Below are 24,047 nucleotides of genomic sequence, written 5' to 3'. Positions count from 1 at the left end.
AGGCCGGACGATCAAGGCATGATACTGACCTGCCCGGCGTGCAGCACGCGTTATCTCGTGCCAGACAGCGCGGTCGGTGTGAGCGGGCGCCAGGTGCGCTGTGCTTCCTGCCGCCATAGCTGGTTCCAGGATCCGCCGCCGGTGGAGGCCGCGCAGGCGGCCGAGATCTTCGCGCCACCTCCGCCGGTCCCGCCCGCTGCTCCTGCGGAATCGCCTTATGGCGCGCCGCCGACCGGGATCGCGACGCCCCCTCCGCCGGGTGCCTTCGCGGATATCCGTCAGCCGCCCGGCGTCGATCCCTATGCGCCGGAGCCACCCTTCCGCCCGCGTCGCAATCCGGTCCGGCAGATGACGATGCTCGCGGTGCTCGCCGGCGTGCTGCTGCTGATCGGAGCGGGCGCGGTCGCCTGGTTCGGGCCGGCCGCCTTCTCGCACCTGGTCGGTGCCGGACAGGCGCAAAGTCCGCTGATGCTGCAGGTGACGCGCAAGCCCGATCGCCGTACGCTGGCGACGGGCAGCGAGCTGTTCGCCGTCTCCGGTCGGATCGTGAATCCCACAGAGGTGCCGCAGGCCGTGCCGGATATCCGCGCCGAGCTGCGCGACGCCGCCGGCCGCCCCGTCTATGGCTGGACGATCAACGCGCCGGTGCGCCAGCTGCCGCCCAAGGGATCGGCCGAGTTCGACAGCGCCGAGGTCGGCGTGCCGCAGGGCTCGAAGGCGCTCAACCTGAGCTTCGCGGGCACCGACGATCATTGACGAAAAGGACGTTGCGTGGGGGAACCGCCTTTGCTAGAGGCGCGCTCCTACCAGCTGCCGGGAGCTCGAGGAATCGGGGATTTGGCGGGCAATCGACGTGCGGTCGTGGCGGAATTGGTAGACGCGCAGCCTTGAGGTGGCTGTGCCCGAAAGGGCGTGGAAGTTCGAGTCTTCTCGACCGCACCAATTTTTCCGGGATGATCTAGAGCGACAGCGCCTGGCGCTTCGCCCGGCGGGCGGCTCCGATCGCGGCATCGCGCAGCAAGGCTGGCCCCAGCCCCGTGCCGCGCCCGGCGAAGGCGGGCCGTACCCGCGCGATGTCCGTCACGCCGTAATGGCCGACTCGCAGCCCGGATCGCGCGATGCGCCACCACAGATCTCGGCTGCTCGTCCTCGCGAAACGGCTGTTTCCATCCGCCTCCAGCAATCGCGCGATGATCGCGCCACAGCGCGCCAAGGTTGCGGCATCGGGCGGCGGATAGCTGGCGCCCGCGTGGCGACTGAGAAGCAGCCCGGCTTCCGTCGCCTCGTCGCCCAGCAGGGCGGCGTGGCGATCCGCCAGCACCCGGCCGGCGGCGCGGATCATACCCTCCTCATAGGCCCGAGAGGCGCCGCCGGGATGCAGCCGGTAACGGACCAGCGGCTCGGCGATCCGGCCGATCCGGCCGTGCGCGCGGATGCGGGTGTAGAGATCGAAATCCTCGGCGAAGCGATATTCGTCGCGCTCGAACGGATCGAGCGCGCGCGCCGCCTCGCCCCGCATCATCGACGTCGACCAGGCAAGCGGATTGAGCAACCCCATCATCCAGTCGATCGCATCCGGATCGGTGAGATCGGGATAGGGGTCGGCGCGCTCCTTCTCGCCCTCGAACATCGCGATGGTCGAGCAGACCAGCACGACGTCCGGATGCGCATCGAGATAGGCGAGCTGTTTCGCGAAGCGCTCGGGATGACAGAGATCGTCCTGATCGAGACCCGCGATGAAGCGGCCGCGTGCCTGCGCCGTGGCGAGGTTGCGGGCGATCGCAGGCCCGCCGTTGCGCTCCGCCTTCACAACATGCAGGCGCGGGTCGTCGATGGTCGCCAGCACGGCCAGCGTGTCGTCCTTCGAGCAATCGTCGGCGACGACGATCTCGAAATCCTGCATCGTCTGGGCAAAGACGCTCTCGATCGTCGCGCGAATGAAGGCGGCGCCGTTATAGGCGGCCATCACTATGCTGATGGTGGGCACGGCCGCCGTCATGCCACCGCGCGGCGGGCAGCTCCCGTCTTCGCTCCGATTGCCCCACTGGCGGAAAGGAGCTGCTCGACGATCAGCTGGCCGACATCATTCTGCCAGAGCCACAGGCCGTTGGCCTGCCCCCGGAAACTCGCTTCGCCGCCCAACTTGCCGTGCGGTACGAAGCCTGCGGCGAGGCCGATGCCATAGACGCCCGGCACCGCGCAGGCGTCGGTATCGACCACGCGGCAGAGATCGTCGACCATGCGACCCCGCACCGGCCCCTCGCAGCGCAGCCGGATCGCTCGCCCGCGCTCGTCGATCAGCGGCAAAGCGTGCGGCTGGTAGCCGAAAGCGGCGATGACGAGATCGGCCTGGTCGAGGATGGCCGCCGCCTGCGTGTCGTCGCCACCCGACAGTTGATGGATCTTCAGGCGCGGATCGCCGACGCGGCCGCCGATCCCAAGCGCATGGACGACCAGCTCCCGCGCCTCGAGCCGGAAACCGGCGAGGCGATAGACGAAGCCCGATACCGGGCAGATGTCGTCCGGCCCGAAGTCCGTATAGCCGTCGGCCTGGGCGGCATCGATCGAAGGGTAGAACGGCCGCAGCGGCCGGCGATGAAACAGCGTGACGCCGCCGGGGTCGAGCGGCAGGCCGCTCTTGAGCAGGCGCACGGCGGCGGTGACGGCGCTGGTCGATCCGCCGACGATGGCGATACGCGCCGCGCGCCCTTCGGGCAGGCGATCGCGCGCCGCCTCGATGCCGCCGACCGCGAGCAACGTGTCGGACTGGATCAGCCGGTTCCCGCAGCGCTCGACCAGCGACATGCCGGCGACCTTCTCCTCGGCCAGCCGGATCGCGGGCTGGTGGCCGCCGGTCGCGATCACGATCGAGCGCGAGATCAGCTCGATCGAGCCGCCGTCCGCCACACGCCGCGCGCGGGTCCGCCACAGGCCGTCCGCAGTGCGCTGCGAGGAAATAACTTCATGGCCGTTGAGAATCGACCCGCCGAGCGAGCGCAGGCGCTGGCCCAGCACCTCGCCCAGCCGGTCGAGATAGGCGCCGACCTTGGGCAGCGGCACGCCAAGCGCGCCCTTGTGCTCGGCGATCGCCTGGCCCGCCGCCTCGCCGGCGATGCCGAGGCCCGCCGGCAGTGCGCCATCAGCGGTGAGGAAGGTCTCGGCCGAGCTGTCCGAGGTGATCTCGTAGGCGCCGAGCCGCCCGCCGCCCATCGTCTCGCCGCGATCGACCATCGCGAAGCCGGTCGAGGCCAGCGCGTCGAGCTTGCCTGCCTTCCCGGCGGCGCACAACAGCGCGACGCCGGCCGGGCCGCCACCGATCACCACCGCGCCGAGCACGCGATCGCGCAGCGGCGTCGCCGGAACGGTCGAGCGGGGCTGCGCGTAGCAGGCGGCGATCAGCGCGTCGGATACGCGATCGACGTCCGCGATCGTCATGTCGTCGGTGACGGGCAGCGCCAGCATGCGCGCCGCGATGTCGTCGGTGACGGGCAATGCGTCGATCACGCAGCTCTCGCGGAACCAGGGCTGTTCGCCGAGATGCGGGCTAAAATAGGTTCCGGCACCGATGCCGGCCTCGGCCAGCCGCTCGATGATCGCGCCGCGATGCTCGGCGAGCGCGCGGGGCAGCAACACCGACATGAACTGCACCGCCTGCGCATGGCCGCGGGGGCGTTGCACCGAGAAGGCGGCGAGGCGCTCGCGATAGCGCTCGGCGAGCGCGGTGCGGTGGAGCGCGACTTCGTGGATGTCGCCCAGCTTTGCCTCGGCGATCAGCGCCGGCACCTCGGCCAGCTTGGCGTTCATGCCCGGCATCGTCGCCGAACGGCTGCCCTCGAAGCCGAAATTGGCCATCGCGCGCAGTTTCTCGATCACGCCCGGATCGGCGCAGTGGATCACGCCACCCTCGGAGGTGGAGAAGGTCTTGGTCGCATGCATCGAATAGACGACCGGGAAGGGCGCTCCGGTGCCGAAGCCACGCCCCTCGGCGTCGAGCGAGCCGAGCGAGGCGGCGGCGTCGATCACGATGGCGACGTCATGCCGGCGCGCCAGCCAGGCGTAGCGATCGAGGTCGATCGAATTGCCGAAGGTGGCGTAGGGCACGATCGCGGCGATGCGCTTGCCATAGTCGGCGAGCAGGCGCTCCTCGGCCTTGGGGCAGAGCGCCCAGTCGTCCGGATCGCAATCGGCGAGCAGGGGCGTGAGGCCGGCCCATTGCGCAGCCTGGCCCGTGGCGGCGAAGGTAAAGGCGGGCAAAAGAGCGAGCTTGCGGGATTCGTCCATGCGCAGCGTTGCGTGGCGCAGCGCTATCATCAGGCCCAGCGTCGCGTTGGCGACCGCCAGGCAGGCGCCGCGCCCGCCGAACAGATGGTCGGTCATCGCGCGCTCGAATCGTCGCGCGACCGGGCCGTAATTGCTGAACGTGCCCGACGCCTCGATCGCCTCCAGCTCGGCGGAGAGCTGGCTGAGCTTGGGAGGATTGGGCCGGATCAGGGGCAGATCGATGGGCATTGCGGGTGCGCTCGCAAGGTTCGGGTTGAAAATCGGCGCCCGACCTTTGCTTAAGGAGCGCTAAGGAAGGGTGTACGTTCCCCGTTTTTCCTTCCGTTTCGGGTCATTTGGCCAACATCATTGATGCAATGGGGAGACGGCCGATCGTGGAAGCGACTGCCTGAAACATCAAGGCTTTCGCATCTGCGGGATCGGAGGCTATCAAGGCATCCGGACAGTATGGAGTGTATCGAGCCGACATGGCGGCCGGCAGCATCGGAATCGGGGGCAGACGCGAGGGCGGCGCGGCGATCACGCTTGTGGCGGCGATTGCGCTTGTCCTGCCGGGATGCACGGTCGGGCCGAACTACCGCCCGCCCAGCGCGGCTCGGATGGGCGTTCCCGATCAATTCGCCACCGACATCGCGCCGGGGGCGGAGGCGCCGAGCACGGAGGAGCTTGGCACATGGTGGGCTGCGCTGGGCGATCCCCTGCTCGGCGATCTGGTCGACAAGGCGCTCGCCGCCAATCCCGATGTCGAGGCGGCCGGCGCGAAGCTCCGCCAGGCGCGCGCGCAGTATAAGGAGGCGCGCGCCTCGCTCTTCCCGACGCTGGATGCGGGCGGGTCGGCCGGACGCACCACGCTGCTCGGCAAGGGCAACGGCGCGTTCGTGGCCGGCACGGGCGGCACGGGCACGTCGATCGTGACGAGCGGCAGTTACGATCAGTTTTCCGGATCGCTCGACGCGGCCTACGAGGTTGATCTTTTCGGCGAGGTGCGCCGATCGGTCGAGGCCTCGAAAGGCGATTACGCCAGCGCCGCCGAGACTTTGCGCGACACGCAGCGCTCGATCGTCGCGGAGGTGGCGCTCGATTATGTCGACGCGCGGTCAGCGCAGGAGCGCCTCGCGATTGCGCGCGCCAATGCGAAGAGCGAGGAGGAGACCGTCCAGCTGGTCGGCTGGCGGGTAAAGGCGGGGCTGGTCTCCAGCCTCGATCTTGCGCAGGCGAAGGCGCAGCAGGAACAGACTGCCGCCACCATCCCGTCGCTGGAGACGAGTCTGGCGCAATCGCTCAACGCGCTGTCGATCCTGACCGGGCAGGCGCCCGGGACGATCAACGCCGCCTTCGAGCCGCCGCGCCCGGTGCCGGTCGCCGATCGCGCGCTCGGTGCCGACGTGCCGGTGGCGGTGCTGGCGCAGCGGCCCGACGTGCGTTCGGCGGAGCGGGCGCTCGCGGCGGCGACCGCGCGGATCGGCGTGGCCAAGGCACAGCTTTACCCGACGCTTCGGCTGACCGGATCGCTCGGCGGCAACGGCACCGCGATCGGGGATATCGGCACCTTCCTCACCGGCACGTTGCTGGCGTCCGTATCGGCACCGATCTTCGAGGGCGGCAAGCTGCGCGCCCAGATCGAGGATGCGCGCGGCGGGGCGGATGCGGCGCTCGCCAACTATCACAAGGCGGTGCTGACGGCGCTTTCGGACGTCGAGAATGCGCTGGTCTCGCTCGCCAACAGCCGCCGCCGCGTCGTGACGCTCGGCGCGGCGGTGGGCGACAGCCGCGACGCGCTGATCTTCGCACAGAGCCAGTATCGCGCCGGCCTGATCGATTTCCAGACGCTGCTCGATTCGCAGCGCACCCTGCTCTCCAGCCAGGACAGCCTGGCGCAGGCGCGTGCCGATCGCGCCACCGCGCTCGTCCAGCTCTACAAGGCGCTGGGCGGCGGCTGGCAGTCGGCGCCGCTGCCGGGTACAGCCATGCCCAACGTGCCCGCCCAGATCGAAATACCCGACCTCGCGGAGGAACCCTCCCCGATCGCGCCCGACCCGACCAAGCCGACCGAAAGGCCCTGACGTGGACCAACCGGCCCCCGACCACGATATCGACAGCTTCCTCGGGATCGAGACCAGCCCTGCGCGCGGCCGCCTGATCCGCCGCATCGCGATCGGTGTCGCGGTGGTGCTGGTGCTGCTGCTCGTCGTGCGCTGCGTGTCGGGGGCGCACGAGCGGACGCGCTATTCGACGCAGGCGGTGAAGCAGGGCGACCTTTCCGTGTCGGTGACGGCGACGGGCAACCTCACGCCCACCAAGCAGATCAACGTAGGCTCCGAGGAATCGGGCATCGTCGTCGATGTGTTCGTGCAGAACAACGATCACGTCACCAAGGGTCAGCCGCTCGCGCAGCTCGATCCCTCGCGCCTCAAGGACGCGCTGGTGCAGAGCCAGGCGCAGCTTCTCTCGGCGGTGGCGACGGTGGCGCAAAACCAGGCCACGGTCGATCAGGACAGCGCGACGCTGCGCCGTTATCAGGAAGTGGCGCGGCTTTCCGGCGGCAAGGTGCCGTCCGCGACCGAGCTCGATCAGGCGCGCGGCGATTTCGAGCGCGCGGTCGCCAACCTCAAGGCGGCGCAGGCATCGGTGGCCCAGGCACGTGCCAACGTCTCGACCAACCAGACCAGCCTTGCCAAGGCGACGATCTATGCGCCCGTAAACGGTGTGGTGCTCTCGCGCCAGGTCGAGCCCGGCCAGACAGTGGCGGCGTCCTTCACCGTCGCGACCTTGTTCACGATCGCCGAGGACCTCACGAGCATGAAGCTCGACGTGAAGGTGGACGAGGCGGATGTCGGCGAGGTGCAGGTCGGCGATCATGCCAATTTCACCGTAGACGCTTATCCGGGCCGGACCTTCACGGGCCAGGTGACGCGCATCGATCTCGGCGCCAACGCCACGCCCTCCGTCAACAGCGCGGGCACGACGACCACGTCCACCACCAACGTGATCGCCTACACGGCGTCGCTCAGCGTCCAGAATCCCGATCTGGTGCTGCGCCCGGGCATGACCGCGACCGCGTCGGTGCTGAGCGCCGTCCAGCACAACCAGCTGCTCGTTCCCAACGCGGCGTTGCGCTTCACGCCGGATGGCTGGAAGAGCAACAGCGGCGGCCCCTTTCAGCTCGGCCCGCCCAAGCAGGGTAGCGGCGGCTTCGGCGTCGCCGGGCAGGAGAAGACGGCCGATATCGGGCGGGGCAGCAAGCAGACCGTCTATGTGCTCGACGCCAAGGGCGAGCCCAAGGCTGTGAGCGTCGTCGTCGGCGCCACCAACGGCACGCTGACCGCCGTTTCCGGGCCGGACGTGAAGCCGGGCATGCAGGTCATCACCGGCCGCCTCGCCGGCGCCGGCGCCAGCCCCGCCAAGTGACGCCGGTGGCCGATCCGCTGATCCGGCTGATCGGCGTCACCAAGCGCTTCGGCGCGGGGGCGGCGGCGTTTCAGGCGCTGAAGGGTGTCGACCTCGATGTCGAGGCGGGGGACTTCATGGCAGTGATGGGTCCGTCGGGCTCGGGCAAGTCGACGACGATGAACATCCTCGGCTGTCTCGACGTGCCGACCAGCGGTGCCTTCCTGTTCCGCGGCCATCACGTCGAGAGCCTGGGGCGGGATCAGCGCGCGTTGCTGCGGCGGCGGTATCTCGGCTTCGTCTTCCAGGGCTTCAACCTGCTGGCGCGCACGACGGCGCTCGAGAATGTCGAGCTGCCCCTGCTCTATCGCGGCGAAGATCGTTGGGTGCGGCGCGAGATGGCAATGGCGGCGCTCGACAAAGTGGGGCTGGCCGACTGGGCCAAGCACACGCCTGCCGAGCTTTCCGGCGGCCAGCAGCAGCGCGTCGCGATCGCGCGCGCGATCGTCACCCATCCCGACGTGCTGCTCGCCGACGAACCGACCGGCAATCTCGACAGCGAGCGCTCGATCGAGATCATGGAATTGCTGACCGATCTCAACAAGACCAGCGGTATCACCGTGCTTATGGTCACGCACGAGGCCGACATGGCGGCCTATGCGCGCACGGTCGTCCATTTCCGCGACGGTCTGGTGGAGACGATCGAGAGGAAGGCGGCGTGACCGATCTCCACGCGACGCCGCCGCCCCCCCGGCAGGCTTCGTCGCTCCGGCTGCTCGGCACGACCGCGTTGCTCGCGCTGCGGGCGATCCGGCGCCATCTGCTCCGCTCCGTCCTCACCGTGCTGGGCATCGTCATCGGTGTGTTCGCGGTGGTGACAATGGTGACGCTGGGCAAGGGCGCCACCCGTTCGGTGCACGATCAGGTTTCGAACCTCGGCGCAAACGTGCTGACCGTCATCCCCGGCACCAGCCAGGGGCGCGGCGGCGGCGGCGAGACACCACCGCCGTTCAAGCCCGAGGATCTCGATGCGATCCGCGATCAGGTTGCCGGGGTCACCGCCGTCGCGCCGATCGCGCAAACCACCGCCACGGCGATCAGCAATGCATCCAACTGGTCCACCACGGTGAAGGGCACCACCGACGCCTATTTCGATGCGCAGGCGTGGAAGCTCGCCAATGGCCGCTATTTCACGCCGCAGGAGGAGGCCTCCGGCAAGTCGGTCTGCATCGTCGGCAAGACGGTGAAGGACAATCTCTATCCTAACAGGAGCCCGGTTGGCGGCTCGCTGTTGGTCGGCTCGGTCAGCTGCGAGGTGATCGGCGAGCTGGCGCTGCGTGGCGGCGGCGGCTTCGGGCAGGATATCGACGATACGGTGATCCTGCCGATCAAGACGGTTCAGCGCCGCTTCACCGGCAGCCGCGATATCAGCATCATCGTGGTCGCCGCCGATCCTGCCTACGACAGCGCGGACGTGCAGCAGTCGATCGCGGCCCTGCTGCGTGAGCGGCGTAGCATCCGCGCGGGCAAGCTGGACGACTTCACCATCTTCGACAGCCGGCAGATCGCCGACACGCTCTCCGGCATCACCGGCGTGCTGACCGCGATCGTCAGCGCGGTGGCGGCGATCTCGCTGCTGGTCGGCGGCATCGGCATCATGAACATCATGCTGGTCTCTGTCACCGAGCGCACGCGCGAGATCGGCATCCGCCTCGCCATCGGCGCGGTGGCACGCGAGGTGATGTTGCAATTCCTCGTGGAAGCGGTGGTGTTGTCCTGCCTCGGCGGCCTGATCGGGCTGGTGCTGGCGCTGTTCACCTCGATCGGGCTGGCCAAGTTGATCAAGGTGCCGTTCGTCTTCGATCCCTGGACAAACCTGGTCGCTTTCCTCTTCTCCGGCCTGATCGGCATCGTGTTCGGCTATTTCCCGGCGCGCCGCGCCGCTTCGCTCAACCCGATCGACGCGCTCCGTCACGAATGATCTGGTTTCTAGCTCTGGCGCTGCAGGCGGCCGGGACGGGCGTGCAGGCGCCCCCGTCCGAGGAGATCGTCGTCCATGGCGCGCAGGGCTGCGGGCCGCCTTTCGCGAAGGTCTATATCGCGCCGATGGGAGAGCCGATCCGCACCGACGGCTTCATCGACCCGATGAGGAAGTGGTTCGATCAGGCCGACGCCGATCACAACGGCAAGCTCACGCTGGCCGAGTTGCAGGCGGATTCGGATCGCTTCTTCTCCACGCTGGACAAGGACAAATCGGGCGAGCTCGATCCGCAGGAGATGTCGGACTACGAGAATATCGTCGCGCCCGAGATCAAGCTCTATCAGCCGGGGCAGGACGGGAAGCCGCGGACCGGCGAGCAGCGCCACGAAGCCAAGAAGGCGGCACGCAGCCGCGCCAACTACGAGGCGCCTTACGGTGCCGGCCTGTGGGCCTCGCTCAATATTCCCGAGCCGATCGCGGCGGCCGACTACGATCTCAATCGCGGCATATCGCGAGCCGAGCTGGCGCAGGCGGCGGTGAATCGCTGGCCGCTGCTCGATCCGCAAGGCCTCGGCTATCTGAGTTACGCCACTCTGCCCAAGAGTCCCGCGCAAATGGATATCGACGCCTGCCGCGCCGCGGAGGATAAGAAGCGCCGATGAACGAACCTCTGCCCCCCCGCCTGCTGGTCGTCGACGACGATTCCGATCTGCGCGAGCTGATCGCCGGCTTCCTGCGCGACCATCATATCGACGTCGAGACCGCCGCCGATGCCGAAAGCATGGACGCCGCGCTCGCCCGCCAGCGCTACGATTGCGTGATCCTCGATCTGATGATGCCCGGCGAGGACGGCCTGTCCGTGCTGCGCCGGATGCGCGGGCGGGATCGCACGCCGGTGATCATGCTCTCGGCGATGGGCGAGGATGTCGATCGCATCGTCGGCCTCGAAGTCGGCGCGGACGACTATCTCTCCAAGCCGTGCAACCCGCGGGAGCTGCTCGCCCGCGTGCGCGCGCTGCTCCGCCGCACCACGCGAGGCGACGAGGTGACGAGCCTGCAGGGTGGTAGCGGCAACACGCCGCGCCGCCGGTTCGGCGACTGGTCGCTCGATCTCGTCGAGCGCACCCTGTTCCGGCAGGGCTATCCCGCAGCCCCGCTCACCGATGCCGAGTTCCGCGTGATGACCGCCTTCCTCGATCGTCCGCAGCGCGTTCTCAGCCGCGACACGCTGATCGAGCTCGCCAAGGGTTCCGATGCCGACGTGTTCGATCGCGCGATCGACGTGACGATCAGCCGGCTGCGCAAGAAGCTCGGGCCGGGCGATCCGATCCGCACCATCCGCAACGAAGGCTATATGCTGTCGCTGAAGCCCGAGGAGGGCTGATGCGCTTCCGGTCGCTGCCTCTTTTCTGGCAAACATTGATCCTGCTGCTCGCGGGCCTTGCGATCGCGCAGCTCGTCTCGGTGCTGCTGATCATCTACCTGCCGGCGCCGCGGCCCGATTTCTACACGATGACCGAGGTGGCCGAGCGGCTGGCGCTGGAGCCCGGATCGAATGCCAAGCTGATCGTCCGCCGGACGGACACTCCGCCGACCGGCGAGGACGGCATGATCTCCGATCCCCGCATCACCCAGCGTCTTGCGACCCAGCTCGGTCGTCCCATCGGGGATGTACGCCTGTATTTCCAGGCCGATCAGTCCGAGGTCTTCCCCTTCACCCGGCAGCCCGGATCGGGTGCCGTGCCCATCCGCCACGGCCAGCCTTACTTTTTCAACACGGTGGTTGCCGCCGAGCGGGATTCCGCCGACGGCTGGCGGGTGCTGCGCACGCTGCCGCCCGCCCGCATCTCGGCATGGCAGCAGCGCACCGCGATCTGGTTCGGCTTGTCGGCGCTCGCCATGCTGCCGTTCGCCTGGGTGTTCGCGCGGCGCCTGACTAGGCCAATCCGCCGCTTCGCCGAGGCGGTCGAGCGACTCGACCACGATCGCGATGCGCCGCCGGTGCCCGTCGAGGGACCGCGCGAGCTGGAGGTGGCGGGCCATGCGCTCAACGACATGCACAGCCGCCTGCGCACCAATCTGCGCGAGCGCGCGGCGATGATCGGCGCGCTGGCGCACGATCTGCGCACGCCGCTTGCCCGCATCGCCTTTCGCATCGAGGCCGCGCCCGAGAAGATCCGCGGGCCGGTGCAGGCCGATATCGAGCAGATGCGCCAGATGGTCGCGGCGACCATCGGCTTCCTGCGCGGCGACGCGGGCATGGGCGAGCGCGTGGCCGTAGATCTCGCCGCACTGGCGCGGCGGCTGGCCGGGCAGGCGACCGACACCGGATCGCCGGTCGCGATCGCCGAGATCAACCGCGCGGTGGTGAGCGGGGATCGATCGGCGCTGGAGCGGCTGCTCCAGAACCTGATCGACAATGCGATCAAATATGCCGGCGGGGCGGAGCTGTTCCTGCGTCGCGACATCGATCGTGCACGCATCATCGTCGCCGATCGCGGGCCGGGCATCCCGGACGAGGAACTGGATCGCATGTTCGAGCCGTTCGAGCGCCACGAACCATCGCGCAGCCGCTCGACCGGGGGGCTCGGCCTCGGCCTCGCCATCGCCCGCTCGATCGCGCAGGCGCACGGCGGATCGATCCGCGCGGAAAATCGCGACGGCGGCGGGCTGGCAGTGACGGTGGACCTGCCGGCCGCCGCCTAGCTCCGCATCAGGAACTGCTGCACCGGAATTGCCGCGCCGATCAGGATCAGCACCGCGCCGCCCATGATCTCGGCATAGCGGCCGAGCCAGATGCCGGCATGCTTGCCGATCATCACCCCGCCACTGGCGATCACCGTCGTCACGCCGCCGATCACGATGCAGGCCGCGAGCAGCGGCACGCCCATCACCGCGAGGCTGACGCCCACCGCCAGCGCGTCGATCGAAGTGGCGACGGCGGTCAGCGCGACCGAGAGCATGCTCATGGCGGGCTTTTTCTCTTCCTCGTCATGCTCCTCCGCGAGATCGCCGTGCCAGGCTTCCCACATCATGTGACCGCCCACGCCGACCAGCAGAATGAAGGCGATCCAGCCGCCATATTCGGAGAACCAAGTCGCCACCGCCTTGCCGATCAGCCAGCCGAGGCAGGGCATGATCGCCTCGAACGCGCCGAACACCGCGCCGATGCGGATCGCGTCGCGCCATTTCGGCGAGCCCATCGACGCGCCCTTGCCGACGGCGGCTGCGAAGGCATCGACCGAAAGGCCGAGGCCGAGCGCGCCGAGGGTGAACATTCCAGCCATGCATCGAAATCCCGGGGCCGAGGTCAGACGACGACGCACGCCCTCCCGGCCTCAGCGGAAGGCGCGACGTCGTGGTCTTGCCGGGCGGAAACATCCGCCGCCTTCGCCATGGCCAGAGGGCCAAGCATGTTGACGAAGGCCCCGCTCAACGCGCGGGTGGCTACTCCCCAGGAACGGTTGCCGTTTGCCCGATCAGCCGCTGTTGCGCAAGGCCGTGGCGATCGCATTGATCGAAAGCTCGATGCCTTCCTTGATCCGCGCATCCTCCTCGCCGGCGCGGTGGCGCTTGAGCAGTTCGACCTGCAGCAGGTTGAGCGGCTCGATATAGGGCAGGCGCAGGCGGATCGAGGCGTCGAGCGTCGGATGTTTCTCCAGCAGCCGGGTCTGGCGCGTCACCGACAGCAGGCAATCGTGGGTCTGCCGCCAGCCGTCGCGGATCCGGCCGAAGAATCGCTCGCCCATCGCTCTGTCCTCGACGAGGGGAAGATAGTGGGCGGCGATCTTCATGTCGGACTTCGCGAGCACCATCTCCATGTTGGCGAGCGTCGCTGCGAGGAACGGCCAGGCTTTCAGCATCTCGCGCAGCAGGCCCATGTCGCCGAAGCCCGACAGGCCCGCGCCGACGCCGTACCAGCCCGGCAGCATGATGCGCGCCTGCGCCCAGCTGAACACCCAGGGGATGGCGCGCAGATCCTCGATCCGGTCGCTCTTGGTGCGGCTGGCGGGGCGCGAGCCGATCTTGAGGCCGGCGATCTCGGTCAGCGGCGTGATCTGGCGGAAGAAGGTGCGGAAGGCGTCGTCGCCATAGACGAGATCGCGATAGGTCTCGAACGCCGTGCCGGAGATCGTCGCCATCGCGCTGGCGAAGCGGTCGTAATCCTTCTCGGAGAGCTTCGGCGTCTCGAGGCTGGCCAGCAAGGTGGCGGAGGCCATCGCCTCCAGATTGCTGGTGGCGCTCTCGCGCGTGCCGTATTTAGCGGCGATCACCTCGCCCTGTTCGGTGATGCGGATGCGGCCCTGCACGGTGCCGGGCGGCTGGGCGAGGATGGCGGCGAAGGACGAGCCGCCGCCGCGTCCGACCGCGCCACCGCGCCCGTGGAACAGCTGCATCGCGACACCGGCCTTCTCGAACACCGGAGCGAGGATGCGGCTCGCCTGGTGCAGCGACCAGACCGATGTGAGGTAGCCGCCGTCCTTGTTCGAATCCGAATAGCCGACCATCACCTCCTGATGGCCCCGCGCCTTCGCCAAGGCGGCGATCTCGGGCAGCGCGAACCAGTCGGTCATCACCTGTGGGGCGTTCTCGAGGTCGCCGATCGTCTCGAACAGCGGCACCGCCATCACCGCTGCGTGGGGAGCGCCGCCCTCCTCGGTCGCGGGGCGGTAGAGGCCGACCTCCTTGAGCAGGGTGTTCACCTCCAGCATGTCCGACACGCTTTCGGACTTGGAGATGTTGTAGATGGCGATGCAACCCGGCCCATAGAGCCGGTGCGCCTCGGCCGCCGCGCGCAGGATGGCGAGCTCGGTCTTCGTCTCGTCCGAATAGTCGCCCCAGTCGCTGGAGAGCGGGCGGCCATGCGCCAACTCGCGACGCAGGATCGCGATGCGATCCTCCTCGTTCCGCTTCAGGTAATCGGCCTCGACGCCGGCCGTATTGAGAAGTTCAGCGACGACGCGCTCGTGCACGTCTGCATTCTGGCGCAGGTCGAGCGTGGCGAGATGGAATCCGAACGTGTCGATCGCGCGGATCAGCCGGCCGAGCGCACCGCCGCTCTTGAGGCTGCCACCGCCCTGCTCGCCGAGCGCGTGGGCGAGCGTCGCGAGATCGTGGCGGAGCGCCTGCGGATCGGCATAGGCCTCGGCCTGCACGCGCGCCGGCCGCGGTGGGGCGTGGCCGACGATGGCCTCGAACGTCGCGGCGAGGCGGGCATAGATGCCGGTCAGCGCGCGGCGATAGGGCTCGTCGTCGCGGTTGCGCCCGGAATCGTGCGCTTCCTCCGCAAGCGTGCCCAGCTCCTTGTCGATCGGCGCGAGCTCGGTCGAGATCGAGAGTTCGGCGCCCAGCTCGTGGATCGCCGACAGATAATAACCGAGCACCGCTTCGGCCGACTTGGCAAGGACAAGGCGAAGCGACTCGGCCCTGACATTGGGATTGCCGTCGCGATCGCCGCCGATCCAGTTGCCGAGCCTGAGGAAACTCGGCGCGCGATGGCCCAGCGCGCGGTCCCAGCGCGCATAGAGGGCCGGCAGCGTCGGCAGCAGCACGTCGCGCAGATAGGCGAGCGCGGTGTCGATCTCGTCGGCCACGTAGAGGCGCTCGCGGCGCAGCGCGCGTGTCTGCCAGAGCAAGGCGATCTGGCGGACGATCGCTTCCTCGATCAGATCGCCGTCGGGCGTTTCCTCGGCGCCGGTGTCCCGCTGCAGCATCAGGTCGGCGATGCGGTTGCGGTGATCGATCATGCTCTTGCGCCGCACCTCGGTGGGGTGCGCGGTGAGTACGGGGACGACCAGCGCGCGCTCCAGCAGCGCCAGCACCTTGTCCTTGCCGATGCCCTGCTTATCGAGCCGCTCCAGCGCGTGGGCCATGTCCGCATCGGGCTCGGCGGCGACTCCCTGCCGGTCCTCGGCGAGGTTGGCGAGCATCGAGAAGAGCATGAAGCCGCGCACGAAGGCGAGCGTGTCGTCGAGATTGAGCGCTTCCAGCCCCGCATCGATCGCATCGGCGCCGGCAATGCCCCGCGCGCGATCGACCGAGACCGAGCGGATATATTCGATCCGCCGGAACAGCTGGTCCCCGCCATAAGCACGGATCACGTCGCCCAGCAGCTTGCCGAGAAAGCGGATGTCGGGGTTCTGAGTGATCGCGGGTGCGCTGGCCATCCGCGTTTGCTGCATCGCAGCGCCTGCGGCGTCAATGAGTCGTTTCGCTAGTCCTGTCCTGCGCTGTCAGTTTCTTGCGTCGATCATGCCTCCAGCGGCACATCCCAATAGAGCCAATCCCGCCAGCTATCGTGCAGATAATTGGGCGGGAAGCGGCGGCCATTTTCCTGCAGCGCCCAGCTGGTCGGGCGGTGCGGCTCCTGCGTCAGGCTCATGTGCGCCTGCTTCGGCGTGCGGCCGCCCTTGCGCAGGTTGCACGGCGCGCAGGCGGTGGAGACATTCTCCCACGTCGTCCGGCCGCCCTGCGCGCGCGGGATGACGTGATCGAAGGTCAGGTCGCGCCGTTCGCCGCAATATTGGCATTCGAAGCCGTCGCGCAGGAACAGGTTGAAGCGGGTGAAGGCCGGAAAGGCCGAGGGCTTCACGAACTGCCTGAGCGCGATGACCGATGGCAGCTTCATCGTAAAGCTCGGCGAATGCACCTCGCGCTCATAGTGCGAGACGATGTCGACCCGCTCCAGGAACACGGCCTTGATCGCGGTCTGCCAAGGCCAGAGCGAGAGGGGATAATAGCTGAGCGGGGTATAGTCCGCGTTCAGCACGAGGGTGGGGCACCCGTCGGGATGTCGGATGAGATCGGGGTGATACATGGAACGACATGAACCTCCGCTCGGCGTCGCCGCGCTTTCCGGTTCCGGGCCTGTCGCACTCAGGACGCGATGCCGGTAAGGCAGCGTCGTCTTGTCGACCGATCGGATGCCCGATCTTGGTGACGAGCCCATGACACAACAGCCGCGACTCGCGGTCAAGGGCCGGTTTGATGATATCCACAACTGTTGCCGCTGTCGTCACCCGGTTCGCGCCGAGCCCGACCGGGCAGTTGCACGCCGGCCACGCTTTCTCGGCGATCCGGGCGCATGACTTTGCGAGGGAACGCGGCGGGCGGTTCCTGCTGCGGATCGAGGATATCGATCCCGGCCGCTCGCGTGCCGTTTTCGTGAAGGGGATCGAGGACGACCTCCGCTGGCTCGGGCTCGGATGGGACGGAGAGGTGGTGCATCAATCGGCCCGGTTCGAAGCCTATCGCGGCGCGCTCGGGGCCTTGGGCTCGGCGGGCCTGCTCTACCCCTGCTTCTGCACCCGCGCGGACATCGCCCAGGCGGCGAGTGCGCCGCACGGGCCAGAGGGGCTCTTCTATCCCGGCACCTGCCGCGCGCTCGACCCGGCGGTGCGAGAAAGACGGATGGAAAGTGAGCCGCATGCGTGGCGGATCGCGATGGACAAGGCGGTGGAGCAGACCGGGCGCCTGCATTGGCATGATGAGGAAACGGGCGAGGTGACGGCCGATCCGCTGCGTTTCGGGGATGTGGTGCTGGCGCGCAAGGATGCGCCCGCCTCCTATCACCTCGCGGTGACGGTGGACGATGCGTGGCAGCGCGTCACCGACGTGGTGCGCGGAGCCGATCTCTTCGAGGCAACGCATATCCATCGCTTGCTGCAGGCGCTGCTGGGGCTGCCGACGCCACGTTACCACCATCATCCGCTGCTGACGGATGCGGGCGGCGAGCGGCTGGCGAAGCGGCGGGGGAGCGAGAGCCTCGCGAATCTCCGGGAGAACGGCGCCGATCCGGCGGCGCTGGCGGAAGCGCTGCGGCGGGGCGAGATGCCGGCGCTCTAGTGGACGCCGCCGCCGCAGAGGCCTAGGGTTTCACCATGCAGACCATTCTCGCCATCCTCGTCGTCGTCTTCGCGATCGGAGCGCTTGTCGCGCTGGTGCGGGGCATCGTCATCTTCCTGCGCACCAAGGACGAGGAATTGCGCCGCGATCCGTCCGAGGGGCCGAGCCAGTCGAGTCTCCGCCAGAACAACATGATGTGGCGCCGCATCCAGTTCCAGGCGCTGGCGGTGATCGCGGCGGTGCTCGTCCTGCTGCTGGCGCATCCGCATTCGAGCTGATGGTCAAGCTCAACAAGATCTACACGCGCACCGGTGATGGGGGCGAGACGGGGCTGGTCGACGGGTCTCGCGCGCGCAAGCACGATCCGCGCATCGCCGCGATCGGCGAGGTGGACGAGGCGAACTCGGCGATCGGCGTCGCACTGCTCCACCTCCCGGCCGAAAGCGAAGCGGCGGCGATGCTCGGCCGCGTGCAAAACGAATTGTTCGATCTCGGGGCTGATCTCGCCACGCCGGGCGAGGATTTCTCACCCACCGAGATGACGCTGCGCATCGTCCAGAATCAGATCGACCGGCTGGAAAGCGAAATCGACGCGATGAACGCGACGCTTTCGCCGCTGACCAGCTTCATTCTGCCCGGCGGCGAGCCGGCGGCGGCGCACCTCCACATCGCCCGCGCGATCGTGCGGCGGGCTGAGCGCGCGACGGTTGCTGCGGCAGCGGGTCGATCGCTCAATCCACTCGCCCTGCGCTATCTCAATCGCCTGTCGGATCACCTGTTCACGCTATGCCGGGTGATCAACGGCGGCGGCGCGCGGGACATCCTTTGGAAGCCCGGCGCGACCCGCTGAATCCGGCCGCTGATCTGGATTAAGGCCCTTGAAATTGATTCCGGAAACGCAACTTATTCCGCAGGCAAGTCGTTCATCCTGTCCAGCGGGAGAGTCGTTTCATGGCCGCACGTGCCGACGCGATCGCGCCCACGCGCGACACGCCATACCGGAGGCCTGAGCTCCTCCAGCATTTTCAGTCCGTTCGCGCGCTGAGCCTCGCGCTCGCCGCTGACCTTTCGGACGCCGATTCCTCCGCGCAGTCGATGCCGGACGCCTCGCCGGCGAAATGGCACCTCGCACACACGAGCTGGTTCTTCGAGACGTTCATCCTGCGCGATCATGTGCCGGCCTACCAGCTGTTCGACGAGCGCTGGCCGTTCCTGTTCAACAGCTATTACGAGGCGGAGGGCGCCCGCATGGCGCGGCCTTCGCGCGGACTGCTGAGCCGGCCGTCGCTCGACCAGGTGCGGGGCTATCGCCTGCATGTCGAGGCGGCGATCGCGGCGGCGTGGGACCAACTGCCCGAGGCCGCGCTGTCTCTGATCGAGCTCGGCTGCCATCATGAGCAGCAGCATCAGGAACTGCTCGTTACGGACATCCTCCACCTGTTCGCGCAGAATCCGCTTGCCCCCGTCGTCTGGCCGCCCGAGCAGCGGCGCCCGAGCGTGGCGCCCGATCCCCTCCGCTGGATCGCGGGGCGCGAGGGCAAGACCGAGGTCGGCCATGGCGGAAAAGGCTTCGCGTTCGATAACGAGGGGCCGCGCCATCCGGTGTGGCTGGCGCCGCACGCGCTCGCCGATCGCCTCGTCACCAATGGCGAATGGCGCGCCTTCGTCGAGGATGGTGGTTACGCGACCGCTTCGCTCTGGCTATCGGACGGCTGGGCCTGGGTGCGCGAGAACGGCATCGAGGCGCCGGCCTATTGGCGCCGCGACGCGGACGGCCAATGGAACGAACGCTTCGGACTTGACGGGCAGGGGTCAATGGATCTTGCGGCTCCGGTCCGCCACGTCAGCTATTACGAGGCCGATGCCTTCGCCCAGTGGGCCGGCGCGCGCCTGCCGACCGAAGCCGAGTGGGAAAGCGCCGCGCAGGGGCTGGACTCCACGCAAGGCAATTTCCTCGATACTCCCCGCGCCGTCCGTCCACTGCCTGTAACGCCGGGCGAGGGGCTGCGGCAGATGTTCGGCGACGTCTGGCAATGGACCCGATCTGCCTACCTGCCCTATCCCGGCTTCCGCGCGGCCTCGGGAGCTGTCGGCGAGTATAACGGCAAGTTCATGTCGGGGCAGTTCGTGCTGCGCGGCGGGAGTTGCGCCACCCCGCGCGGCCATTCCCGCGCCAGCTACCGCAATTTCTTCTACCCGCACCAGCGCTGGCAGTTCACCGGTGTGCGCCTCGCGAAGGATCTGTGACCATGCTGCTGGAGATGGACCGTAACAACGCCGCCACGACCGAGCCTGACCCGGCGTTCCGCGCCGACGTGCTGTCCGGTCTGTCAGCCCCCCAGAAGGCCGTGCCGGCGCGCTGGTTCTACGATCGGCGCGGGTCCGAGTTGTTCGAAGCGATCACCGATCTGCCCGAATATTATCCCACCCGCACCGAGCGCGCGCTGCTCGAACGCCATGCGCCGGACGTCGCGCGGATCGCGGGGGAAGGCCGTGCCGTGGTCGAGTTCGGATCGGGTTCGTCCGCAAAGACGCCGCTGCTGCTCACCGCGATCGATCCCTCGGCCTATGTGCCGATCGACATTTCCGGAGATTTCCTGCGCGAATCCGCCGCCGCGCTGTCGCAGCGCTTCCCCGGCCTGCCGGTGCATCCGATCGAGGCCAATTTCATGCACCCGATCGCGCTGCCCCCGGCGATCGGCCGGGCGCCGCGCCTGGGCTTCTTCCCCGGATCGACCATCGGCAACCTGACCGCGCCCACCGCCGTCGACCTGCTGCGCGCGATGGCGGGGACGCTGGGCGTCGGCGCGATGCTGCTGATCGGCATGGACCGTGTGAAGGACGAGGCGGAACTGGTCGCCGCCTATGACGACGCGCAGAGCGTCACCGCCGCGTTCAACCTGAATCTCCTCCACCGCATCAACCGAGAATTGGGTGGCGATATTCCGATCGAGGCGTTCCGTCATGTCGCGCGCTGGAACGATGGCGAGGCGCGGATCGAGATGCATCTGGAGGCTGAGAGCGACGTCGGGTTCACCGTCTCGGGCCAGCGCTTCGCGATGCGGCGCGGCGAGACGATCCACACCGAGAACAGCCATAAATACGGCCAGCGCGGCGCACGGCTGATGCTGGCGGCGGGTGGCTGGACCACGATCGCCGAGTGGACCGATCCGCAGAATCGCTTCGCCATCCTGCTGGCCGAGGTGAAGCCGCCGCGCACCGCGCCCTGACCGTCTGTCCATCCGCCTCGAACCCCGCTAGGCGGTCGCGCGAGAGATTCGAACGGAGGCGGACATGGAAACGGTTGGCGTGATCGGCGCGGGGCAGATGGGCGCGGGCATCGCGCAGGTGGCGGCGCAGTCCGGTTATCGCGTACTGCTTTCCGATCGCGAGATTGCGCTGGCCGAGAGAGGCAAGGCGGGGATCGCCAAGCGGCTCGGCTCGGCCGTCGAGAAGGGCAAGGCGACGGCCGCAGACGTCGAGGCCGCGCTCGCCCGCATCGAGACGGTGGGCGATTATGCCGCGTTCGGCGACGCGATCATCGTCGTCGAGGCGGCCACCGAGCGCGAGGAGATCAAGCGCGCCATCTTCGCCGAGGTCGGCGCGAAGATGGGCGGCGACGCGATTCTCGCCACCAATACCTCGTCGATCCCGATCACGAGGCTAGCGCAGGCGGCGCCATCGGCGGAGCGCTTCATGGGCGTGCATTTCTTCAATCCCGTGCCGGTGATGCGTCCGATCGAGCTGATCCGCGGCCTTGCCACGTCGGACGAGGTGGTGACGCGCGTGGAAGCGTTCGCGAAGAAGCTCGGCAAGGATGTCGTTCATGCCAACGACGCGCCGGGCTTCATCGTCAACCGCGTGCTGCTGCCGATGCTGAACGAGGCGATCTTCGCGCTGGGCGAGGGCGTCGCCAACGTCCGCGACATCGACACGGCGGTGAGCCTCGGCCTCAACCATCCGATGGGGCCGCTGACGCTGGCCGACTTCATCGGGCTCGATACCTGCCTGGAGATCACACGGGTGCTGTATTCGGGCACCGGCGATCCCAAGTTCCGCCCCGCGCCGCTATTGGTGAAATATGTCGAGGCCGGCTGGCTCGGTCGCAAGACCAATCGCGGCTTCTACGATTATTCGGGTACCGAGCCGGTGCCTACGCGGTGAGGACGACAATCGCGCTCGCTCTGCTGCTCGCGGCCGCACCGGCGGCGGCCGAGGTGGCGCCGGGCTCCGCCAGTGATACCGCGACCGGGCTGACGGGCGCTTACGCCGACAATCCATTCGCCAGGATCCTCGCGGGCAAGCTGCCGGCCGCGAAGGTCTATGAGGACCGCACCGTCCTCGCCTTCATGAACATCCACCCGCTGTCGACCGGCGACCTGCTGGTGATCCCCAAGGGTCACTATCGCACCCTGATCGATATCCCCCGCCCTGTGCTCGATCACCTGATCGATGTGACGCAGCGGTTGGCGAAGGCGCAGATGAAGGCGCTCCGCCCCGACGGCATCTTCATCCGCCAGAATAGCGGCGAGGCGGCGGGGCAGACCGTCTTTCACTTTCACATGCATGTGACGCCACAGTGGAAGGATGTCCCGCTGGCGCAGACCAGCTACAAGCAATCGGCCGCCGACCCGAAGCAGCTCGCCGCGATCGCCGCGAAGATCCACGCAGCCATGCGCTGAACGGAGCCGCTGGCGCTGCCCCGGGTTTGTGTTATGTTCCGGCTTATCCAACAGGAGGGACGGGCGTGAACAGGTATCTTTCGGGAGCATGCGCGATCGTTGTGGCGCTGGGTGTCGGGGCGTCGGCCCATGCCGCCAACGACGTGATGAAGGAATGCGGCGCCAAATATCAGGCGGCCAAGGCCAACAACACGCTCGGCGGCAAGAACTGGGCGCAGTTCCTCGCGGCCTGCCGTGGCACGACGGCGGCGGCTCCCGCAGCAGCGCCCGCCGCGGCTGCTCCGGCCGTGAAGCCGGTCGCAGCCTCCAAGCCCGCCTCGCACCTGCCCGGCGCGCAGAGCCCCGCCATGCAGGCGATGCACGACCGCCAGCGCAAGTGCGGCCAGATGTGGAAGGCCGACAAGGCGGCGGGCAAGACCCCGGCCGGCCAGAAGTGGCCGCAATATTGGAGCGCCTGCAACACCAAGCTGAAGGGCTGAGCCTCGCCGCTGCGCTCCGGTGAACGCCGGAGCGCAGCGGATCAGGGAAGCAGCAGCCCTGCGAAGGCCGCCGACATCAGGTTGGCGAGGCTGCCGGCGAGGAGCGCGCGCAGGCCGAGCCTGGCGATGGTCGGCCGCTGGTTGGGGGCGAGGTTGCCGGTCACCGCCATCTGGATCGCGATCGACGAGAAGTTGGCGAAGCCGCACAGCGCGAAGGTCACCACCGCAACCGTGTGTGGCGAAAGCTGTGTGTCCTTGCCGAGCGAGATGTAGGCGACGAACTCGTTGAGCACGATCTTCTCGCCGAACAGGCCGCCGGCGATCCCGGCCTCGTGCCATGGCACGTTGAGCAGGAACATCACCGGCGCGAAGCAATAACCGAGCACGCGCTGGAAGGTTAGGTCGTCGATCCCGAACCAGTGGCCGACGCCGGTCAGCAAACCGTTGGCGAGCGCCACCAGCGCCACGAACGCCAGTACCATCGCGCCCACCGCGACGGCGAGGCGGACACCGGTCTGCGCGCCCTGTGCCGCGGCCATGATGATGTTGGCGGGCTTCTCCTCGTCATGCGTCGCCTCGGCGATCACGACCTCCTCGTCGGCGACGTCGGCCTCGGCGGCCGTCTGCGGATCGGGCATGATGATCTTGGCCATCAGCAGGCCGCCCGGTGCCGACATGAAGCTGGCGGCAAGCAGATAGTCGATCTTGATCCCCATCGAGGCATAGGCGGCGAGGATGGTGCCGGCGACGCCGGCCATGCCGCTGGTCATCACCGCGAACACCTGGGATTGCGAGAGGCCCGCCAGATAGGGGCGGATGACGAGCGGCGATTCGCTCTGGCCGACGAAGATGTTGGCCGCGGCGCACAGCGATTCCACCTTCGAGACGCCGATCACCTTCTCGATCCCGCCGCCGATCCAGCGCACCACCAGCTGCATGATCCCGACATGGTAGAGGATCGAGACGAGCGCCGCGAAGAAGATGATCACCGGCAGCGCCTGGATCGCGAACATCTGGCCGAGCGGATCGGTGGCGAGCTTGCCGAACAGGAACTGGGTGCCGGCATTCGCATAGCCGAGCAGATCGGAGACGCCGCCGGACAGGAAGGCGAGGACCGCCTTGCCCCAAGGCACGTACAGCACCAGCACCGCGATCATCGCCTGCAGCGCGAAGGCGGCGCCCACCACGCGCGGCCGGATCGCACGGCGGTCGGCCGAGAAGGCGAAGGCGATCAGCAGGATCACGACGATGCCGGCGATGCCGGTCAAGATCTTGGTCATAGGCAGGCGGAAATCCGTGAAAGCGAACTGGCCGTGACCATACACGGGACGGCGCGCGCGGCCAGCCGCCATTCAACGGGCGTTCAGGTGGGTGAGACAGGATGCGTTCCGC

At 68.2% G+C, this 24,047-nt stretch carries 22 protein-coding genes, 1 tRNA gene and 1 riboswitch; of the genes, 17 read left to right on the top strand and 6 right to left on the bottom strand.

The features are described from left to right. The first annotated feature begins 18 nt into the window (after positions 1-18). Complete coding sequence (locus HZF05_RS15050; RefSeq protein WP_160365388.1) at positions 19-756, top strand: zinc-ribbon domain-containing protein; 738 nt, start codon at positions 19-21, stop codon at positions 754-756. A gap of 99 nt (positions 757-855) precedes the next feature. Next, positions 856-942: transfer RNA gene (locus HZF05_RS15045), tRNA-Leu, on the top strand. A 16-nt stretch (positions 943-958) separates the two neighbouring features. Here HZF05_RS15045 and HZF05_RS15040 read toward each other — a convergent pair. Next, positions 959-1,999 (bottom strand): glycosyltransferase family 2 protein, encoded by a 1,041-nt coding sequence (locus HZF05_RS15040; protein ID WP_160365387.1) that lies wholly within the window; start codon positions 1,997-1,999, stop codon positions 959-961. Then, entirely contained in the window at positions 1,996-4,509 is a 2,514-nt protein-coding gene (locus HZF05_RS15035) for a DegT/DnrJ/EryC1/StrS family aminotransferase (RefSeq protein WP_160365386.1), read from the bottom strand. The genes HZF05_RS15040 and HZF05_RS15035 overlap by 4 nt, the downstream gene beginning before the upstream one ends. 239 nt (positions 4,510-4,748) lie before the next feature. Between HZF05_RS15035 and HZF05_RS15030 the strand changes: the two genes are divergently transcribed. The 7 genes from HZF05_RS15030 to HZF05_RS15000 are packed head-to-tail and all read left to right on the top strand — an operon-like array spanning position 4,749 to position 12,355. Then, positions 4,749-6,344, top strand: coding sequence for an efflux transporter outer membrane subunit (locus tag HZF05_RS15030; RefSeq protein WP_160365385.1), 1,596 nt, complete (start codon positions 4,749-4,751; stop codon positions 6,342-6,344). A gap of 1 nt (position 6,345) precedes the next feature. Continuing rightward, entirely contained in the window at positions 6,346-7,689 is a 1,344-nt protein-coding gene (locus tag HZF05_RS15025; RefSeq protein ID WP_160365384.1) for an efflux RND transporter periplasmic adaptor subunit, read from the top strand. Between the two features lie 5 nt (positions 7,690-7,694). Then, positions 7,695-8,390 (top strand): ATP-binding cassette domain-containing protein, encoded by a 696-nt coding sequence (locus HZF05_RS15020; protein WP_160365383.1) that lies wholly within the window; start codon positions 7,695-7,697, stop codon positions 8,388-8,390. 50 nt (positions 8,391-8,440) lie between these two features. Then, positions 8,441-9,649 carry an ABC transporter permease gene (locus tag HZF05_RS15015; protein ID WP_160365513.1) on the top strand — a complete coding sequence of 403 codons (1,209 nt, stop codon included), beginning with the start codon at positions 8,441-8,443 and terminating at the stop codon, positions 9,647-9,649. Then, positions 9,646-10,311 (top strand): EF-hand domain-containing protein, encoded by a 666-nt coding sequence (locus HZF05_RS15010; protein ID WP_160365382.1) that lies wholly within the window; start codon positions 9,646-9,648, stop codon positions 10,309-10,311. The genes HZF05_RS15015 and HZF05_RS15010 overlap by 4 nt, the downstream gene beginning before the upstream one ends. After that, positions 10,308-11,033, top strand: a complete 726-nt coding sequence (locus HZF05_RS15005) for a response regulator (RefSeq protein ID WP_160365381.1) — start codon at positions 10,308-10,310, stop codon at positions 11,031-11,033. Before HZF05_RS15010 ends, HZF05_RS15005 begins: the two co-directional genes overlap by 4 nt. After that, a complete protein-coding gene (locus HZF05_RS15000) occupies positions 11,033-12,355 on the top strand; it encodes a HAMP domain-containing sensor histidine kinase (protein ID WP_160365380.1) in 1,323 nt (440 codons plus the stop codon). Before HZF05_RS15005 ends, HZF05_RS15000 begins: the two co-directional genes overlap by 1 nt. Here the strand turns inward: HZF05_RS15000 and HZF05_RS14995 are convergent. From HZF05_RS14995 to HZF05_RS14985, 3 genes are all read right to left on the bottom strand, one after another. Then, positions 12,352-12,936, bottom strand: a complete 585-nt coding sequence (locus HZF05_RS14995; RefSeq protein ID WP_160365379.1) for a manganese efflux pump MntP — start codon at positions 12,934-12,936, stop codon at positions 12,352-12,354. The genes HZF05_RS15000 and HZF05_RS14995 overlap by 4 nt on opposite strands. Positions 12,937-13,018: 82 nt before the next feature. Further along, positions 13,019-13,117: riboswitch (yybP-ykoY riboswitch) on the bottom strand. Positions 13,118-13,128: 11 nt separating this feature from the next. Beyond that, a complete protein-coding gene (ppc, locus tag HZF05_RS14990) occupies positions 13,129-15,816 on the bottom strand; it encodes a phosphoenolpyruvate carboxylase (RefSeq protein WP_160365378.1) in 2,688 nt (895 codons plus the stop codon). An 83-nt stretch (positions 15,817-15,899) separates the two neighbouring features. Then, the gene (locus tag HZF05_RS14985; protein WP_160365377.1) at positions 15,900-16,466 is read right to left on the bottom strand and encodes an HNH endonuclease; all 567 of its coding nucleotides are present in this window, start codon (positions 16,464-16,466) and stop codon (positions 15,900-15,902) included. 170 nt (positions 16,467-16,636) lie between these two features. On the opposite strand from HZF05_RS14985, the gene gluQRS reads away from it, so the two are divergent. The 8 genes from gluQRS to HZF05_RS14945 all read left to right on the top strand — a co-directional run bounded on the left by gluQRS (position 16,637) and on the right by HZF05_RS14945 (position 22,655). Further along, a complete protein-coding gene (gene gluQRS / locus HZF05_RS14980; RefSeq protein WP_160365376.1) occupies positions 16,637-17,494 on the top strand; it encodes a tRNA glutamyl-Q(34) synthetase GluQRS in 858 nt (285 codons plus the stop codon). A gap of 35 nt (positions 17,495-17,529) precedes the next feature. After that, on the top strand, positions 17,530-17,772 hold the full coding sequence (locus HZF05_RS14975; protein ID WP_160365375.1) for an HIG1 domain-containing protein: 243 nt from the start codon (positions 17,530-17,532) through the stop codon (positions 17,770-17,772). After that, positions 17,772-18,344 carry a cob(I)yrinic acid a,c-diamide adenosyltransferase gene (locus HZF05_RS14970; RefSeq protein WP_160365374.1) on the top strand — a complete coding sequence of 191 codons (573 nt, stop codon included), beginning with the start codon at positions 17,772-17,774 and terminating at the stop codon, positions 18,342-18,344. Before HZF05_RS14975 ends, HZF05_RS14970 begins: the two co-directional genes overlap by 1 nt. A gap of 101 nt (positions 18,345-18,445) precedes the next feature. After that, positions 18,446-19,741 (top strand): ergothioneine biosynthesis protein EgtB, encoded by a 1,296-nt coding sequence (gene egtB / locus HZF05_RS14965; RefSeq protein ID WP_160365373.1) that lies wholly within the window; start codon positions 18,446-18,448, stop codon positions 19,739-19,741. A gap of 2 nt (positions 19,742-19,743) precedes the next feature. Next, positions 19,744-20,724 (top strand): L-histidine N(alpha)-methyltransferase, encoded by a 981-nt coding sequence (gene egtD / locus HZF05_RS14960; protein ID WP_181638890.1) that lies wholly within the window; start codon positions 19,744-19,746, stop codon positions 20,722-20,724. 64 nt (positions 20,725-20,788) lie between these two features. After that, positions 20,789-21,658 carry a 3-hydroxyacyl-CoA dehydrogenase NAD-binding domain-containing protein gene (locus HZF05_RS14955; protein ID WP_160365372.1) on the top strand — a complete coding sequence of 290 codons (870 nt, stop codon included), beginning with the start codon at positions 20,789-20,791 and terminating at the stop codon, positions 21,656-21,658. Continuing rightward, entirely contained in the window at positions 21,655-22,176 is a 522-nt protein-coding gene (locus tag HZF05_RS14950; protein ID WP_160365371.1) for an HIT domain-containing protein, read from the top strand. The genes HZF05_RS14955 and HZF05_RS14950 overlap by 4 nt, the downstream gene beginning before the upstream one ends. A gap of 65 nt (positions 22,177-22,241) precedes the next feature. Then, the gene (locus HZF05_RS14945) at positions 22,242-22,655 is read left to right on the top strand and encodes a hypothetical protein (protein ID WP_160365370.1); all 414 of its coding nucleotides are present in this window, start codon (positions 22,242-22,244) and stop codon (positions 22,653-22,655) included. A gap of 41 nt (positions 22,656-22,696) precedes the next feature. Here the strand turns inward: HZF05_RS14945 and HZF05_RS14940 are convergent, their stop codons facing one another. Next, positions 22,697-23,935, bottom strand: a complete 1,239-nt coding sequence (locus tag HZF05_RS14940; protein WP_160365369.1) for a NupC/NupG family nucleoside CNT transporter — start codon at positions 23,933-23,935, stop codon at positions 22,697-22,699. Positions 23,936-24,047 lie beyond the last annotated feature (112 nt).

Origin of the sequence: Sphingomonas chungangi (assembly GCF_013778325.1) — a bacterium.
GTDB classification, from domain to species: Bacteria; Pseudomonadota; Alphaproteobacteria; order Sphingomonadales; family Sphingomonadaceae; genus Solisphingomonas; species Solisphingomonas chungangi.
This window is presented reverse-complemented; position numbering and strand designations above follow the sequence as displayed.

Excerpts from the sequence above, each read along its gene's own strand:
- HZF05_RS15010 (WP_160365382.1), top strand. The coding sequence starts at position 9,646 with ATGATCTGGTTTCTAGCTCTGGCGCTGCAGGCGGCCGGGACGGGCGTG.
- HZF05_RS15050 (WP_160365388.1), top strand. The coding sequence starts at position 19 with ATGATACTGACCTGCCCGGCGTGCAGCACGCGTTATCTCGTGCCAGAC.
- HZF05_RS14940 (WP_160365369.1), bottom strand. The coding sequence starts at position 23,935 with ATGACCAAGATCTTGACCGGCATCGCCGGCATCGTCGTGATCCTGCTG.
- HZF05_RS15030 (WP_160365385.1), top strand. The coding sequence starts at position 4,749 with ATGGCGGCCGGCAGCATCGGAATCGGGGGCAGACGCGAGGGCGGCGCG.
- ppc (WP_160365378.1), bottom strand. The coding sequence starts at position 15,816 with ATGGCCAGCGCACCCGCGATCACTCAGAACCCCGACATCCGCTTTCTC.
- egtB (WP_160365373.1), top strand. The coding sequence starts at position 18,446 with ATGGCCGCACGTGCCGACGCGATCGCGCCCACGCGCGACACGCCATAC.
- HZF05_RS15000 (WP_160365380.1), top strand. The coding sequence starts at position 11,033 with ATGCGCTTCCGGTCGCTGCCTCTTTTCTGGCAAACATTGATCCTGCTG.
- HZF05_RS15040 (WP_160365387.1), bottom strand. The coding sequence starts at position 1,999 with ATGACGGCGGCCGTGCCCACCATCAGCATAGTGATGGCCGCCTATAAC.
- HZF05_RS14970 (WP_160365374.1), top strand. The coding sequence starts at position 17,772 with ATGGTCAAGCTCAACAAGATCTACACGCGCACCGGTGATGGGGGCGAG.
- HZF05_RS14995 (WP_160365379.1), bottom strand. The coding sequence starts at position 12,936 with ATGGCTGGAATGTTCACCCTCGGCGCGCTCGGCCTCGGCCTTTCGGTC.
- egtD (WP_181638890.1), top strand. The coding sequence starts at position 19,744 with ATGCTGCTGGAGATGGACCGTAACAACGCCGCCACGACCGAGCCTGAC.
- HZF05_RS14955 (WP_160365372.1), top strand. The coding sequence starts at position 20,789 with ATGGAAACGGTTGGCGTGATCGGCGCGGGGCAGATGGGCGCGGGCATC.
- HZF05_RS15005 (WP_160365381.1), top strand. The coding sequence starts at position 10,308 with ATGAACGAACCTCTGCCCCCCCGCCTGCTGGTCGTCGACGACGATTCC.
- HZF05_RS14975 (WP_160365375.1), top strand. The coding sequence starts at position 17,530 with ATGCAGACCATTCTCGCCATCCTCGTCGTCGTCTTCGCGATCGGAGCG.
- gluQRS (WP_160365376.1), top strand. The coding sequence starts at position 16,637 with ATGATATCCACAACTGTTGCCGCTGTCGTCACCCGGTTCGCGCCGAGC.
- HZF05_RS14985 (WP_160365377.1), bottom strand. The coding sequence starts at position 16,466 with ATGTATCACCCCGATCTCATCCGACATCCCGACGGGTGCCCCACCCTC.
- HZF05_RS15035 (WP_160365386.1), bottom strand. The coding sequence starts at position 4,509 with ATGCCCATCGATCTGCCCCTGATCCGGCCCAATCCTCCCAAGCTCAGC.